Source organism: Micromonospora salmantinae, assembly GCF_022230905.1.
GTDB lineage: Bacteria > Actinomycetota > Actinomycetes > Mycobacteriales > Micromonosporaceae > Micromonospora > Micromonospora salmantinae.
The window spans coordinates 123,053-137,604 of sequence record NZ_JAKKFG010000014.1; the positions used below are offsets into that span (position 1 = coordinate 123,053).

11 protein-coding genes are annotated in these 14,552 nt (G+C 70.3%); 5 read left to right on the forward strand and 6 right to left on the reverse strand.

The features are described from left to right. Positions 1-56: 56 nt before the first annotated feature. The 3 genes from PSH03_RS13685 to PSH03_RS13695 all read left to right on the forward strand — a co-directional run bounded on the left by PSH03_RS13685 (position 57) and on the right by PSH03_RS13695 (position 2,245). Positions 57-572: a SigE family RNA polymerase sigma factor gene (locus PSH03_RS13685; protein WP_238689341.1), complete on the forward strand. Its 516-nt coding sequence runs from the start codon at positions 57-59 to the stop codon at positions 570-572. Continuing rightward, positions 569-1,738, forward strand: a complete 1,170-nt coding sequence (locus tag PSH03_RS13690; RefSeq protein WP_238689342.1) for a hypothetical protein — start codon at positions 569-571, stop codon at positions 1,736-1,738. The genes PSH03_RS13685 and PSH03_RS13690 overlap by 4 nt, the downstream gene beginning before the upstream one ends. Before the next feature lie 123 nt (positions 1,739-1,861). Next, positions 1,862-2,245 (forward strand): hypothetical protein, encoded by a 384-nt coding sequence (locus tag PSH03_RS13695; protein ID WP_238689410.1) that lies wholly within the window; start codon positions 1,862-1,864, stop codon positions 2,243-2,245. 15 nt (positions 2,246-2,260) lie between these two features. Here PSH03_RS13695 and PSH03_RS13700 read toward each other — a convergent pair whose 3' ends face one another. From PSH03_RS13700 to PSH03_RS13710, 3 genes are all read right to left on the reverse strand, one after another. Continuing rightward, entirely contained in the window at positions 2,261-2,656 is a 396-nt protein-coding gene (locus PSH03_RS13700; RefSeq protein ID WP_238689343.1) for a hypothetical protein, read from the reverse strand. A 160-nt stretch (positions 2,657-2,816) separates the two neighbouring features. Next, positions 2,817-3,692 carry an alpha/beta fold hydrolase gene (locus PSH03_RS13705; RefSeq protein WP_210781209.1) on the reverse strand — a complete coding sequence of 292 codons (876 nt, stop codon included), beginning with the start codon at positions 3,690-3,692 and terminating at the stop codon, positions 2,817-2,819. Positions 3,693-3,799: 107 nt separating this feature from the next. Further along, positions 3,800-4,144, reverse strand: a complete 345-nt coding sequence (locus PSH03_RS13710) for a DUF1330 domain-containing protein (RefSeq protein ID WP_210781207.1) — start codon at positions 4,142-4,144, stop codon at positions 3,800-3,802. A gap of 179 nt (positions 4,145-4,323) precedes the next feature. Between PSH03_RS13710 and PSH03_RS13715 the strand changes: the two genes are divergently transcribed. Further along, on the forward strand, positions 4,324-5,127 hold the full coding sequence (locus tag PSH03_RS13715; protein ID WP_210781206.1) for a helix-turn-helix domain-containing protein: 804 nt from the start codon (positions 4,324-4,326) through the stop codon (positions 5,125-5,127). Between the two features lie 15 nt (positions 5,128-5,142). Here the strand turns inward: PSH03_RS13715 and PSH03_RS13720 are convergent, their stop codons facing one another. Further along, positions 5,143-6,150 carry a hypothetical protein gene (locus PSH03_RS13720; protein WP_238689344.1) on the reverse strand — a complete coding sequence of 336 codons (1,008 nt, stop codon included), beginning with the start codon at positions 6,148-6,150 and terminating at the stop codon, positions 5,143-5,145. 429 nt (positions 6,151-6,579) lie between these two features. Here PSH03_RS13720 and PSH03_RS13725 point away from each other — a divergent pair, with 429 nt between their 5' ends. Next, the gene (locus tag PSH03_RS13725; RefSeq protein ID WP_210781205.1) at positions 6,580-9,579 is read left to right on the forward strand and encodes a glycoside hydrolase family 95 protein; all 3,000 of its coding nucleotides are present in this window, start codon (positions 6,580-6,582) and stop codon (positions 9,577-9,579) included. 220 nt (positions 9,580-9,799) lie between these two features. On the opposite strand, the gene PSH03_RS13730 is transcribed toward PSH03_RS13725, so the two are convergent. Both PSH03_RS13730 and PSH03_RS13735 read right to left on the reverse strand, forming a co-directional pair. Continuing rightward, positions 9,800-13,261: an alpha-glucuronidase family glycosyl hydrolase gene (locus tag PSH03_RS13730; RefSeq protein WP_238689345.1), complete on the reverse strand. Its 3,462-nt coding sequence runs from the start codon at positions 13,259-13,261 to the stop codon at positions 9,800-9,802. Between the two features lie 148 nt (positions 13,262-13,409). Next, positions 13,410-14,492 (reverse strand): LacI family DNA-binding transcriptional regulator, encoded by a 1,083-nt coding sequence (locus PSH03_RS13735; protein ID WP_210781202.1) that lies wholly within the window; start codon positions 14,490-14,492, stop codon positions 13,410-13,412. Positions 14,493-14,552 lie beyond the last annotated feature (60 nt).

Consider the following 14,552-nt stretch of genomic DNA (forward strand, 5'->3'; position numbering starts at 1 on the left):
GGGACGCAACCTGATGGTCGTCCGGTCCCGTCGAGCTTGCGGAGGAGGGAGCCTCGATGGTGGATGCCGAGGGTGAGTTCGTGGAGTACGTCTCCGCGCGACTGCCGAGCCTGCATCGGACCGCGTTCCTGATGTGCGGCGACGCCCATCTGGCCGACGACGTGGTGCAGCAGACGGTCACGGCGCTCTACGTGAACTGGCGCCGGGTCAGCCGGGCCGACAACGTCGACGCGTACGTACATCGGATGCTGGTGCACAAGCTCGTCGATGAGAAGCGGTTGAGCTGGGCGAAGGTTCGCCTGCTGGGGTCGGCGCCGGCGCCGGAGCGATCGCCGGTCACGCCGCACGACGACCTGGCCGAGCGGGACAGCCTGCTCGCCGCGCTCGCCCGCCTCCCGCGTGGCCAGCGCACCGTGCTGGTCCTGCGGTTCCTGTGCGACCTGTCGTTGACCGACACGGCCGCCGCGATGGGCTGCTCCGAAGGCAACGTGAAGTCGCAGACGGCTCGGGCGTTGGCGGCCGTCCGCCAGGTGCTCGACGTCACCGAGATGTCAGTGAGGAGTCCGAGATGACCACGGTGGACGAGCAGCGGATCGCCGAGCTGCTGCGGTCGGCGCCGGTACCGGAGCCGCGGGTCGACCTGAGCCGGGCGGTCCGCGACGGCCGGCGGAGCCGCCAGCGTCGCCGAGTAGGCGGGATCGCCGCGCTGACGGTGCTGGCCGGGGTCGGTGTTGTGGGCGCCGTCCAGGTTGGCGGGACCACCAGCCCGCCGGCTCCCACCACGCCGGCGCTCGCGGTGTCACCGGCGGAGACCGGGTCGGCCGCCCCCCGCCCGCCGGTCACCTGCCAGGCGTCGTGGTTGCCGCAGCCGGTCGGCGGTCCGGTCGCGGTGGCCAACAGAGTCGATCCCACCGGACGGCACATCGTCGGCGACATCGGCACCGGGCAGGAGGACGGACGGGTGGTGCTGTGGACCGACGGCCGGCCGGTCGTCCTGCCGGCGGCCGCGCGGCACGCGGCCGCTGTCAACACCCGTGGCTATGTGGTCGGCACCAACGGCGACGGCACCGGTTGGCTGTACCGGGACGGGAAGCTGCGTTTCCTGGCCACCCCGCCCGGCTACGACGCGGTGCTCGTGCACGCCGTCAACGCCCGGGGCGACATCGTCGGCACCGCCCGCAGGTCCGACGACTCGCACCAGGCCGTGCGGTGGTCGACGGACCACCCCGAGAAGCACCGGCTGGTCGGCCAGCGGGGGTCGTCCGCGACCGGGATCACCGAGGACGGCACGATCGTCGGCACCGTGGGCGAACGGCCCTACCGGTGGACGCCGCAGGGCGTCGGGGCGGCGCTGGCAGTGCCCGACGGCTACCCGCGGGCGTCGGTCGACTCGGCGCGTGGCGAATGGGCGATCGGCACCGTTCCCGGCGACCAACGAAGTGGCGCCGTGCAGATGCTGCCGGTGCGGTGGAATCTCGCCACCGGGGCGGTGAGCCTGTTGCCCTTCCCGGGGGCGAGCGGCATCGCCGGCAATGGTGACGTGCTGGTCGCCGACGGCGCGCCGCTGGTCGTGGCCCCGGACGGCACCTCCCGCCGGTTGCCGGGCCGACCGGAGGTCCGGGCGACAGAGGCGGGCACGTACACGGCCGAGGGGATCAGCGACGACGGTCTGACGGTGGTCGGGGCCGTCTACGAGAACCAGGCGTATCGGCCGCTGGTGTGGCGCTGCGCACGCTGAGGGGGTGAGCGATCCAGCCCGAACTCCGTCGTGGGGGCGTGTCGTCCGGACCGTTTCAACCGACCGGGTCCGTGGGTACGCTCCCACCGGCTGATCACCCGATCGACGGAGACTCCCGTGATTATGGCTCTGCTGCTCGACCTCGCCAACATCGTCGGTGGCTTCCTGCTCGCCGTTGCGGTGCTGCGGCTGCTGCCGCGGGTCGGCGACGACCTGGGCCGCCTCGCCGGTCGGGCCGCCCCGATCGCGTGGGTGGTCGGCCTCGTGGCCCTGGTGACCGGCGGTTATTACCTCATCGTCCACCTGGTGTCCGGGCCCCGGGTGTTCCACTTCGAGGTGGTGGGGATCGGTGTGGGGCTCGCCCTGCTGTGGGGCCGGTTGACCGGACGGTCGACGCCCCGCGACGAGCAGTCGGACGGTGCCACCGGCGTCCGGCTCTTGCTCGCGATTTTTGGCCTCATCGCGATCGCCGTCGGCGTTCAGGGGCTGTTCACCCCGGACGGCTGACAGCGAGTCACCGGGTCACGTGGTGGACGGTCGCGGCGCCCAGGTGCCTGCGGCGCTCGCTATCAGGAGTATCACCGCTGGCAGGAACGCGACACCGATGCCCAGCCCGAGCAGCAGACCCCATCCGGTGAGGACGAGCGCGGCCACCAGATCGACGACCAGGGCCAGCCGACCGGCCCGTTGCGCGAGAACGGGCAGCAGCGCCGCGACGACGGGAACGCCGAGCAGATAGCTGGCCGCGGCGCCCGAGTCGTCCACGGTGAAGGGAGCCAGCACGGCGGCCACCAGCGCGGTGATCGCCAGGGCCGACCATCTGAGCACCGACCGGGTGTTGGTCGGCTTACGGACCAGGACCACAAGCCCGACGAGCAGGACACCCACGACTGCGCCGACGGTCGCCAGACCAGTCATCTCGTTCTCCTCGACCGCCGCAGGTGGCGTTTGATCGAAGACGGCGGATCGTCGTCTCCGTGTCCCACCATACGGCCGGTCGGCCACTTGAGACCGATCGTGGCCAGGTCCGTCCGTCCGTGAGCGATGCCGAAGCGCGGGTGCGAGGCCGGCACCGACGTCAGCCGGCGTCCAGCACCTCTCGCAGCCGCGCGGCGAACTCCTCGGGCTTGCCCGCGTAGCCGAACTCGCCGCCGAGGAATCCGCCGTGGTGGCTCGGGAACACCACGGCCTCCTGGCCGAGCAGCGCCGCAAGGCCCAGGGCGGTGCGAGCGGTGTACGTGCCGGCCGACTCCTCGCCGACAGCGACCACGATCCGGGTGGGCGCGGCGGTGAGCACGCTCGCGTCGGGACGGTAGTCGGTGATCGCCCACGAGCTTTGCGACAGCAGCGGGTCGTCTCGGCTGCCGTCGTCGTCGGCGGCCATGCCGAACATCGCCGGGTCGGGAGCGGGCTGGGCGAAGTAGGCATCGGTGAACTCGCCCTGCCAGGACGTCATGGCGATGAACGCGGCCATCCCCGCCCCCGAGCCCTTCGCCTGGTACGCCTCGTAGAAGCCGGCTCGGGCGCGCTCGGCGGCCGTGGCGTCGGGGAGCACGGCGTTGATCGGCGCTTCGTGCGCCACCAGGGTGGCGACGTCGTCGGGGTGGGTGGCGACCAGTTCGAGTGCGGTCACCGCGCCGCCGCTACTGGCGAACACGTCGACCGGACCGACGTCGAGCGCCTGAAGGAGCGCGTGCAGGTCGGCGGCCTGCTGCTGCGGCGTGTGGTCGGACCGACCGTCCTTGCGGACGCTACGGCCCAGACCACGCGGGTCGTAGGTGAGGACCGTGCGGTCCGTGAAGTGCGGGGCGAGCTGGACGAATCCCTCCGCCGCCATCGGCTGGCCGATCATGAGCAGCGCACGATGGGCGCCAGTGGGAGGTAGCGGGCCGCGGACGTCGTAGACCAGGTCGACGCCGGGAATGACCAGGGTGTGCGTCTGGATGTCCTGCATCCGATGAGACTACGGGCGGCTGGCCTGAGTCGTGGTGCCTTGCGGGCGGCGAGCCATCCGGTTCTTCGGGACGGCGCTCGTGCCCCGGCGGGGGCGAAGGTCAGGTGCTACCGATCGGTGCCGCGGCGAATGGTCGCGGCCATCTGCGACGAGTCGTGGCCCGGCTCGACTCCGTCGACGAGAATCACCTCGCCGGTGAGGTGCCTCGTCCGCAGGGGCTTGATCTCCTGATAGGCGCTGGACTGGTACCAGGAGCGGGCCCGGTTCAGGTCGGGAAACTCAATGACGATCACGTCGCCGGGCCAGTCGCCCTCCAGGACGTCGATGGTGCCGCCGTGGACGATGAACCGGCCCGCGAAAGGCGCGAGGGTGGCGTCGATTCGCTCCAGGTACGTCAGTACCTCGGCGTGGACGGGCGCCTTCCGGAGGTGTGCGAGCGCGTACGCGGTCATGATTGCCTGCCTTTGCGTTTGGTCTTCTGACGTCGGTCGCGGTGGTGGCGGGCGGCGTGGGCCGCCGCGTCGCGGCACCGGACCGGTCGTGCCGGAAGAACTATGTCCGCTGTCGTGGTGGGCTGTCGATTACCTCGCAGGTAATGGCCCGGCTGTCGGTGCGGAATTAGGGTCGGTGAGTGACGATCTCGACCCGGCACGGGCGACCAGTGGGGGAGCTGCTGCGCGACTGGCGCCGGACTCGCGGAATGAGCCAGCTCGACCTGTCGATCGAGGCTGGAGTGTCGGCCCGGCACCTGAGCTTCGTCGAGACCGGGCGATCCCGGCCGAGCCCCGACCTCATCCTGCGGCTGGCCGAACACCTGGAGATGCCGCTGGCCGAGCGCAACACGATGTTGCTGGCCGGCGGTTACGCGCCCGCCTACGCCCGCCACGAACTGAGCGACCCCGAGCTGGCACCGGTACGGGCCGCCGTACGGCAGATCCTCGACGGTCACAGCCCGTACCCCGCGCTGCTCGTGGACCAGCACTGGCACCTCGTCGACGCCAACCCTGCCGTCGCCCTGTTCACCATGGACGCACAGCCCCACCTGCTCACCCCACCGATCAACGTGCTGCGCCTCAGCCTGCACCCCGACGGTCTGGCACCGCGCATCGTCAACCTGCCCGAGTGGCGCGCCCACCTGCTGAAACGGCTGCACCAGCAGGCGGCGACGACCAACGACCCGATCCTGTACGACCTGCACGAGGAGCTTCGCGGCTATCCCGGTCGCGACGTCGACACGACACCGCCAGACGATGCCCTCTCACGTGTTCTCGTTCCGCTTCGCTACCGGCACGGTGACCAGGAGCTGTCCTTCGTCAGCACCACGACCCTCTTCGGTACGCCGCGGGATGTCACAGTCGCCGGGTTGGCCGTCGAGGCGTTCTTTCCCGCTGACTCGGCCACCACGCAAACCCTCCGGGCCCGTGCCGCGTCGTGACTCGGCCGCTGCCCGTCACCTCGGGGGCGCGGGCGGCGGCTGACGGAGCGCGTCGTCGATGCTGCCGGGCATCCGCCGGGCCACTCCCGCGAGGAGATCCGCTACCTGCACGCGCGGATCGTCGCGGGAGTCGACCATCACCAGCCCGGCCAGGGGTGACACCCCGTTCGGCAAGGCCCCGGCCCGGTTGACGCCGGCCGGCGGTGGGTGGCCGTCGTCGGCCAACACCCGCTGGAGGCGGGTCAGTCGGTCGGCCGTCAGGGCGCTCTGCTCGTCGTGGGTCACCAGCACCTGCCGCTGGCCGCCGCTCCAGGACAGGACCGTCTCCGCCAGCGCCGGCAGCAGCGGTTCCAGTGGGGGAGGGACCGTGCGGTCGTCGACGTCGAGCCTGGCTACCACGGCCCGCACGTGGCTCGGGCGGAGCCCGTCGAGGACGGCGTCGGCCACCGTGCCGAGGCCGTGTCGCCGCAGCGCGTCGCGGGCCTGGAAGAACCGCTGCACGGTCTGGTCGACCGGAAGTCGCCGTTTCATCCGGACCAGATCGACGAACGCCGACAGGAAGACGCCCCAGTCGCCTCCGGCCGAGCGTCCGGCCTCGTGCAGGGCGAGAGCCGCCGGATGGTGCTCGCGAGCCAGGCGGGTGCCCGCCGCGTACGACGGCTCGGTCAGCAGGAAGTCCACGATCCGGGTGACGAGGAAGAACTCCTTGTCGATGAGGTGGACGTGCGCGCGGCCGGCCAGCGCCGCCAGGAACCACTCCAGTGCCTCCTGCGCACCCGAGCCGCGCAGGAACCGACCGGACTTGAGCTCGTGCGGTGCGAACCGGAACCCGGACCGCAGGGCGGTGATGAGCGCGACCGCCTCGTGGCCGGCCAGGTCGACGCTCGCGTGCGTGATCACCGGGGCTGTCGAGTGCAGCAGGTTCGTACCCGAGAATCCCGACTCGTCGCAGGCGATCTCCACGACGGCCCCGACCACCACCGCGCCGCCGGGCGGTAGTCCACCTTGAAGAGGCGATCTCACCCCCGAACTCCCGCCATGCCGCCCATGGTCACCCGTGCGCCGGCAGAGAACAACCCGATTGCGTACGGGCGCCGGGCGCGTCGATCCCACCTGCTCACGTACATCTGATGTATGTCCATCGGGGTTGGTGGTCGTCGGCGTGATTCTGGCGGATTGGTGTGCTGTGCCGCGTCGGTCCGCCGCTGCGCACCCGTCCATTCGTCTCGCTGACCGGCCAGAGGGGCGGGGTGTCCACCCATCGATCGACCGTTGCCTATTCTGTGGCCTCGGAGTAACCTTCCCGAAACACATCAGATGTCTGGCTCGCCAAGGCCCGGCGTCGGCCTGCTCAGGCAGGGTCCCGGTTGGCGCCACCAAGCGGATCCCCATGTCGAGTCCCATAGTTGTCACGCTTCGGGGTGGCCGGACTGGTCACCGTTTGGAGGATCGATGTCAGACCTGACCCGACGGCAGGCCCTCAAGGTCGGCGCAGCCGGCGCGGGCGGTGCTCTCCTGCCGGTGCCCTGGACCGCCGCGGCGCGAGCGGACTCGGTGGCGCCGCCGCAGGTGTTGGCCGCCGGGGACCTCGCCCTCTGGTACGACGAAGGGGCCGGGACCGACTGGCTGCGGGCGCTGCCGATCGGCAACGGCCGGCTCGGCGCCATGGTCTTCGGCAACGTCGACGCCGAGCGACTTCAGCTCAACGAGGACACCGTCTGGGCCGGCGGGCCGCACGATCCCAGCAACCCCAGAGGCGCGGGAGCCCTCGCGGAGATCCGGCGGCTGGTCAACGCGAACCAGTGGACCCAGGCCCAGGATCTGATCAACCAGACCATGATGGGCAACCCCGGCGGCCAGTTGGCCTACCAGACCGTCGGCAACCTGCGGCTCGCCTTCGGTTCCGCCAGCGGAGCGTCACAGTACGACCGGACGCTCGACCTCACCACCGCCACCGTGACGACGTCGTACGTGCTGAACGGCGTTCGTCACCAGCGGGAGGTGTTCGCCAGCGCGCCCGACCAGGTCATCGCGATGCGACTGACCGCCGACCGCACCGGCTCGATCAGCTTTACCGCCACCTTCGACAGCCCGCAGCGCACCACGGTGTCCAGCCCGGACGGCACCACGATCGGCCTCGACGGTGTCTCCGGAAACATGGAGGGCGTCACTGGCGCGGTCCGCTTCCTGGCCCTGGCCAACGCGACAGTCAGCGGCGGCAGCGTGTCCAGCTCCGGCGGCACCCTGCGGGTGACCAACGCCAACAGCGTGACCCTACTGATCTCCATCGGCTCCAGCTACGTCAACTACCGCAACGTCGGCGGCGACTACCAGGGCATCGCCCGACAGCGCCTCACCGCCGCGCGGGCCAGCAGCTACGACCAACTGCGCAGCCGGCACGTGGCCGACTACCAGGCGCTGTTCGGCCGGGTCACCCTCGATCTGGGCCGCACGTCCGCGGCCGACCAGACGACGGATGTCCGCATCGCCCAGCACAACAGCGTCAACGACCCGCAGTTCTCCACGCTGCTGTTCCAGTACGGGCGCTACCTGCTGATCTCGTCGTCGCGGCCCGGCACCCAGCCGGCCAACCTCCAGGGCATCTGGAACGACTCGCTGGCCCCGGCGTGGGACTCGAAATACACGATCAACGCCAACCTGCCGATGAACTACTGGCCGGCCAACACCACGAACCTGGCCGAGTGCCACAACCCGGTCTTCGACATGGTCAGGGATCTCGCCGTCGCCGGAGCGCGGACCGCCCAGGTGCAGTACGGCGCCGCCGGTGGCTGGGTCACCCACCACAACACCGACGCGTGGCGGGCCACCGCTGTGGTGGACGGCGCGTTCTGGGGCATGTGGCAGACCGGCGGCGCCTGGCTGTCCACGTTGATCTGGGACCACTACCTGTTCAACGGTGACATCGAGTTCCTGCGGACGAACTACCCGGCCATGAAGGGCGCGGCGCAGTTCTTCCTCAACACCCTGGTGACCGAGCCGACCCTCGGCTACCTGGTGACCAACCCGTCGAACTCGCCGGAGCTGAGCCACCACGCGAACGCCAGCGTGTGCGCCGGTCCGACAATGGACAACCAGATCCTGCGGGACCTGTTCGACGCCTGCGCCCGGGCCAGCGAGATCCTCAACGTGGACAGCACCTTCCGGGCGCAGGTTCGCGCCACCCGGGACCGGCTCCCGCCCATGAAGATCGGCTCGCGCGGCAACATCATGGAGTGGCTCTACGACTGGGTGGAGACCGAACCCAACCACCGGCACATCTCGCACCTCTACGGGCTGGCTCCCAGCAACCAGATCACCAAGCGCGGCACTCCGCAGCTGTTCGAGGCGGCCCGGCGGACCCTGGCGCTGCGCGGCGACGACGGCACGGGCTGGTCGCTGGCCTGGAAAATCAACTTCTGGGCTCGGATGGAGGAGGGCAAGCGGGCCCACGACCTGATCCGCTACCTCGCCACCACCGCGCGGCTCGCGCCGAACATGTTCGACCTGCACCCGCCGTTCCAGATCGACGGCAACTTCGGCGCCACCGCCGGCATCGCCGAAATGCTGTTGCAGAGCCACACCGGCGAGCTGCACGTGCTGCCCGCGCTGCCGCCGGCCTGGCCGAGCGGGCGGGTGACCGGCCTGCGCGGTCGGGGTGGGCACACGGTCGGCATCACCTGGGCGAGCGGTCTGGCCACCGAGATCCTCATCCGACCGGACCGCGCCGGCACCGTCCGCCTGCGCTCCCGGATCCTGACCGGCACCGTCACGGTGGTCGACACCGCAGACGGTACGGCGGCCCGGACCACCCGGATCGAGTCCGACCTGATCGAGGTCACCGTGCAGGCCGGACGCACCTACCGGGTCACCAGTTCCGGTGCCACCACGCCGACGCTGGAGCAGAGCTTCAGCAACGTCGGCATCACCAGCGACAGCAACACCAACGTCGGGAACTTCGACGGCGGCGGGGCCACGCTCTCCGCGCAGGCCCTGGCGCAGGCCGGTGCCAGCCCGGGCGGCACGGTGAGCCGCAACGGGGTCAACTTCCGCTGGCCCAACGTCAGCTCCGGGGCCGCCGACAACGCCATCGCCTCGGGCCAGACCATCGGCGTGACCGGCACCGGCAGCACGCTCGGCTTCCTGCTGACCGGCACCTACGGCGCGGTGTCGGGGACCGGCACTGTGGTCTACGCCGACGGCACCCGCCAGACGTTCACGTTGAGCACGCCCGACTGGTACGGCGGGCCGCACTCCGGGGGCACCGCGGCCATCGTGTCCGCGTACCAGAACCGGCCCAACAACGGCCGCCAAGCCACCGCCGCCTGCATCTACTACGTGGGTGTCGCCTTGCAGAGCAAGGCGGTGGCCTCGGTCGTGTTGCCCAACATCAGCGCCCGGCCGGCCACGAACGTGCCGACCATGCACATCTTCGCCATCGCGATCGGGGGCTGACGGCAACGAATCCTGCTCGGGGGAGCACGACCGGGCCCGTCCCCAACCGGGGACGGGCCCGGTCGCGGCTTGCGGTGCTGGCGTGGCTCCCGGGCAGATCGCACCGGTACGAAAGTCGCGGCGTCAGGCCGTCGCGGCGGACGCGGTATTGAGCGGTATACCTCAGAGGTATGAATATGACTCTGAGGTATACCGCTCAGCAGCACATCGACATACCGGTTCAGCGGATGCGCTCGCCGCGGCTCTCGATCCGGAAGTAGTCGAAGGCGACGTCGAGGTCGGTGGAGGTGCCGGCCCGGTTGAAGGCCAGCAGCCCGGCCTCCGTCGCCTCGGCGTTCAGCGTCTGGGAGCCGATGTAGCGGTAGACGCTTCCGTCGGTGGAGTAGTAGGCGCGGTAGCTGTTTCCGATCTTGGTCAGTCGCAGCCAGATGGCGCCGTCGGCCCCGACGATGCGCTGGGCGTCGGCTCCGGTGATCTCCAGGGTGGACGCCGTGCCGTTCTGCTCGCGCAGGAAGACGATCCGGGTCTTGTTGACCGCTGCGGTGGCGTTGCCCATCTCCCAGGCGAGCTTCACGTAGTTGTTGTCGTCCGCGTACCCGAGCACACCGCCCTGCTCGTTGTTGGTGGCCAGTGGGCGGGAGAAGACGACCCGGGACTCGGCCGTCCAGTCGCCGTCGACGTCCTGCAGGGCCAGGTTCCTCGCGGTGTTGGCGTTGCCCTGGAGGTCGCCCTGCTGCGCGGTGATGACCAGGGACCCGTCGGCCAGACGCCGGCTGCTCTCGTCCGGCCGGACCCACTGCCACTGCGGGCCGAGTTGGGCCGAGTCGAACTCGTCGCTGCCGGTGATGGTGGTGTTCAGGTCCACCGTGTAGACCGACGAGGCTCCACCGTTGGTGACGGTGACCCGAGCCTGCCCGGTGGGGCTGGTCGCCTGCTCGACCGCGACAGTGGCGGCGGGATCGGCGGCGCTGGCGGTGACCGTCGGCACGGTCGTGGTGCCGGCCGGCGTGAGGGCGTTGTAGCGCAGCACCGTCGGCGCGAAGGACTCCAGACGCTTACCGTCGACGCGCACTGCCGTCAGCGTCGTGTCGGGCACCAGGTTGAAGACGTAGTTCTTCACCAGGGGGCCGAAGAAGCTCTCCGTCGTGACCTTGACGACCGCCTGACCGGGTACGCCGGCCGCCTGGGAGACGATCTCGTAGCGGGCCTTCCGGTCGGCCGTCCGCACCTTCGTGATGGTCGGCGACGCCCCGGCCGGCAGCGGGATCGTGTACGCGGTGTCCGACAGGTTGAAGCCGCCGAACCTCTTCCCGTTCACCACGATCGTCGCCGACAGCGGGGCGTCGTCGACCGGGACGTCCCGCCCGCTGAACTCCTTCCAGTAGTTCACCGAGGTGTCCCGCCAGTCGGCGGCGTCCGCCTCGTGCACCGCCAGCTTGGCGCGTACCTCCGCGAACCGGCGTGCGTCGATGTCGGGTTGCAGCGCGTCCCAGGTCTCCCGCATCCAGGTCACGTACTGCACGCCCATCTGGTAGCGGTAGACCAACTCGTCCCAGAACGTCCGGCCGTTGTCCATCCGATGGCCCCACGGCACGTGGTGGAACCACATCAGCAGGTTCTCCGGGACCGAGTTGATGTTCCCGTAGCGCTGCTGCAACCGGGGGAAGTACTGGGCGGCCAGGTTGCTGCCGGTGGGGGAGCGGTCGAAGCCCAGACCGACGCTGTCGGCCTTGTTGTAGTAGATCGGGCTCCAGTCGTCGCGGCCCGCCCAGTCGGCGGGGTCGGGGCGGTAGTGGGCGCCCTCGGCGAACTGGTGGCCGATGCCCAGCGGCGTCTGGTAGCTGACCAGCGACTCCCAGGAGCCCATCATCATCCTGTGGATGGTGTCGACGACGCGCCGGTCGTTGCTCCAGGTCATCCGCGTCCAGTCGGTCGCGATGTCCGCCGAGTCGAGCGTCCAGTCCCACGCCTGACGTCCGAATGCGAAGAGGTTCGCCTGGGCGAAGTGGTGCCCGGTCAGGTTGTCCGCGTTGCCGAGGTTGGCGACACCCACGATGGCGGTGTCCGAGTGGTGCTGGGCGCTCCCGTCGACGACGTTGCCGACCAGGCGCTTCTTGAGCGGTTTTCCGTTCGCGTCGGTCGCGTACGTGTCGGTCTTGAGGATCTCCTCGTACATCGGGCCGAGGTAGGCCAGCATCCAGTTCTGGCCGGTGTACTCCTGCGTGATCTGGAGTTCCAGGGCCTGGTTGGTGTTCTCCATCCGGCCGAACATCGGGTGGATGGGCTCCCGGGCCTGGAAGTCCAGTGGCCCGTTCTTGGTCTGGAGGAACACGTTGTCGGCGAAGCGCCCCCGGCTGCCGTCCGGCTGCACCTCGTCGTCGATCGGCCCGAACTCCAGGTAGGCCCGCTTGAGCCGGTCGTTGTCGACCTCGGCGTTGTAGACGAACGTCCGCCAGTGCACCGTCATCCCGAGTGGTGCCACCGCGGCGGCGATGGCGTTGGCGCCGTCACCGTGGTCGTACCCGAAGTCCTGTGGCCCCGGCTGGCCCTCGGAGTTGGCCTTGACGGTGAGGCCCATGAAGTCCGGGATCGCGGCCTGGATCTGCTGGGCCCGGCGGTGCCACCAGCCCCGGAAATCCGCGCCGTACGGATCGAGCTGGCTGTTGGTCAGCGTGTCGGGGGCGAACCGGCTGTCGGTGGGCGCGGTGTAGCGGATGGACAGGCCCAGCCTGATCCCGTACGGACGCAGCGCGTCGGCGAGGGCAGCCTCCTGCGCGATGCGGGTGCTCGTCAGGTACGCGTTGTCGGCGTTGACGTTGTTGATGGTGATGCCGTTGATGCCCAGGGACGCCAACGCGCGGGCCATGACGAGGTAACGGTCGAGAATGACGGGCAGGTTCCGGCCGGCGCTGGCGCCGGTGGCGGCGAAGTTGAAGATCGCCCCGCTCTCCCCGTTCAGCCCGCCCAGCCCGGAGGCGTTGTTGCCCGCGTAGAGACGCTCGGTCTCCCAGTTGTTCAGCAGCCGATGCTTGATCTTCGGTGACTCCGCGACGCGGAGGTGGTCGATGGGTTTCTGGGTCTGCAGCAGCCGGAGGAAGGCGAAGGTGCCGTACAGCGCGCCGAGGTCGCTGTTGCCGGCGATGACGGTGAAGCGTGCCCTGCCCTTCGACACCGACCGGACGAGGTAGCCCTCGTCGCCCACAGTTGCCAGGTCGCGGGTCGCGATGGTGCGGGCCACCAGCGGGGAACTCGTCGGCGTGCCCACCACGACCGCGCCGTCGGGGACCGTGCCGCCGTCGACAGTCGCCACGGGCGTCGGTCGACCGAGCAGCCCGCCCAGACCGCGGACCAGTTCGTCCCGGGCGGCGTCCAGCGTGGTCTCGACGAGCTTCTCGCGCGAGTCGGGGGCCATGGCGAGGTCCGTCGTGTGCCGGTGGACCTTCGTGGCGTCGGCGTTCTCGACCACGATCGCCGTGGCCGCGCGGCGGTAGTCACGCAGCAGCTTCGCGTCGTCGACCGGCACGTACCGCAGCCACAGGTCGGAGCCGTTGTAGTCGTCCGGCGACGGGGCCGCGGCGACCGGCGTGGTGGTGGCGACCGTGAGGGTGGCAGCGACGGTGGCCAGTGCCGTGCCCAGCACGATGAGGGTTCGCCGTAGCCGGGGTACCGAAGCTGGGTTCATCGCCATCTCCTCGTTCGTTCGCTGGGGACGCCGTTCGGCCCGTCCCGCGAGCGCAACGACGTTGCTGGATGGATGCGCGTCGATCCTTCCCGGCGTGGCTCCGCCTCGGCAACGAGTTGTCGTTTCTTGTCGCGGGGCCGCGCGGCCCTCACGGCAGCTGGGCCGCCGGGCCGGGAACGGGTCGCTGTCGTACCCAGGCTGGTCGGGTCCGACCGGGGCTCGGGTTGCGTACGGCCGTCGAGTCGCGGACCACGAGGCGTACCGGCAGGACCATCGGCCGGCCGGTGTGCCCGGGTGCCCCCTCGATCATCGTGAGCAGGTGCCGGGTAGCGGCCGAGCCCTCCGCGTAGAGCGGTGCCGCGACGGTGGTGAGCCCGGGGGTGACGATGTCGGCGGCGAGGATGTTGTCGAAGCCGACGACGCTGACGTCGCCCGGAACGTTGACGCCCATCCGGCTGAGGCCGCGGATGATCCCGATGGCCATCTGGTCGTTGAAGGCCAGGACCGCCGTCGCGGGACGCGTGCACAGCTCCTGCGCGGCCCGCTCACCGCCGGCCAGGGTGGGGCTGAACGGCCCGATCTGGCGAACCTTGATCTCCAGCTCCATCCCCGCCTCGAGCAGCGAGCGCCAGCGCACACCATTGGGCCAGGACGCCTGCGGCCCCGCGACGTAGGTGATGTGGTCGTGCCCCAGCTCACCGAGGTGCTCGGCGGCCCGCCGCACGCCGCGAGGGTCGTCCGTGACGACGCACGGCACGTCGGCGAGAGCGCGGTTGAGAACCACCACCGGCCGCTGCTTGGCGACCATCCGGATGGCCGAGTCGGACATCCGGCTGCTGGCCAGCACGATGCCGTCGACTGTCGACATGGTGCGTTCGACCGCCGCCCGTTCCAGGCGGTCGGACTCCTGGGCGTCGATCAGCACGGTGGTGTATTCGCCGTCGGCCGCCACCTCCTGCGCGCCGCGCACGATCTCGGCGTACACCGGGTTGGTGATGTCGGCGATGACCAGCGCGATCATCTGCGTGCGGGACGTGGTGAGGGCGCGAGCGAGGGGGTTGGTCCGGTAGCCCAACCGCTCGGCGACCCGCCGGATCCGTTCGGCGGTCTCGGAGTTGACGCGACTCGGTCGGGAGAAGGCGCGGGACACAGTGGACGGCGAGACGTCCGCCTCGAGGGCGACGTCGTAGATCGTGACTCGCTTTCCCGGCGGCCTGGTGTGGTCGGGCATCTGCATGCTCCTCCCGGCTACGCGCCGTGATCATGGTATGGCGGCCGTGAATACTCGGCA

Coding starts and splice junctions, on each gene's coding strand:
- PSH03_RS13685 (WP_238689341.1), top strand. CDS start 57: ATGGTGGATGCCGAGGGTGAGTTCGTGGAGTACGTCTCCGCGCGACTG.
- PSH03_RS13690 (WP_238689342.1), top strand. CDS start 569: ATGACCACGGTGGACGAGCAGCGGATCGCCGAGCTGCTGCGGTCGGCG.
- PSH03_RS13695 (WP_238689410.1), top strand. CDS start 1,862: ATGGCTCTGCTGCTCGACCTCGCCAACATCGTCGGTGGCTTCCTGCTC.
- PSH03_RS13700 (WP_238689343.1), bottom strand. CDS start 2,656: ATGACTGGTCTGGCGACCGTCGGCGCAGTCGTGGGTGTCCTGCTCGTC.
- PSH03_RS13705 (WP_210781209.1), bottom strand. CDS start 3,692: ATGCAGGACATCCAGACGCACACCCTGGTCATTCCCGGCGTCGACCTG.
- PSH03_RS13710 (WP_210781207.1), bottom strand. CDS start 4,144: ATGACCGCGTACGCGCTCGCACACCTCCGGAAGGCGCCCGTCCACGCC.
- PSH03_RS13725 (WP_210781205.1), top strand. CDS start 6,580: ATGTCAGACCTGACCCGACGGCAGGCCCTCAAGGTCGGCGCAGCCGGC.
- PSH03_RS13730 (WP_238689345.1), bottom strand. CDS start 13,261: ATGAACCCAGCTTCGGTACCCCGGCTACGGCGAACCCTCATCGTGCTG.
- PSH03_RS13735 (WP_210781202.1), bottom strand. CDS start 14,492: ATGCCCGACCACACCAGGCCGCCGGGAAAGCGAGTCACGATCTACGAC.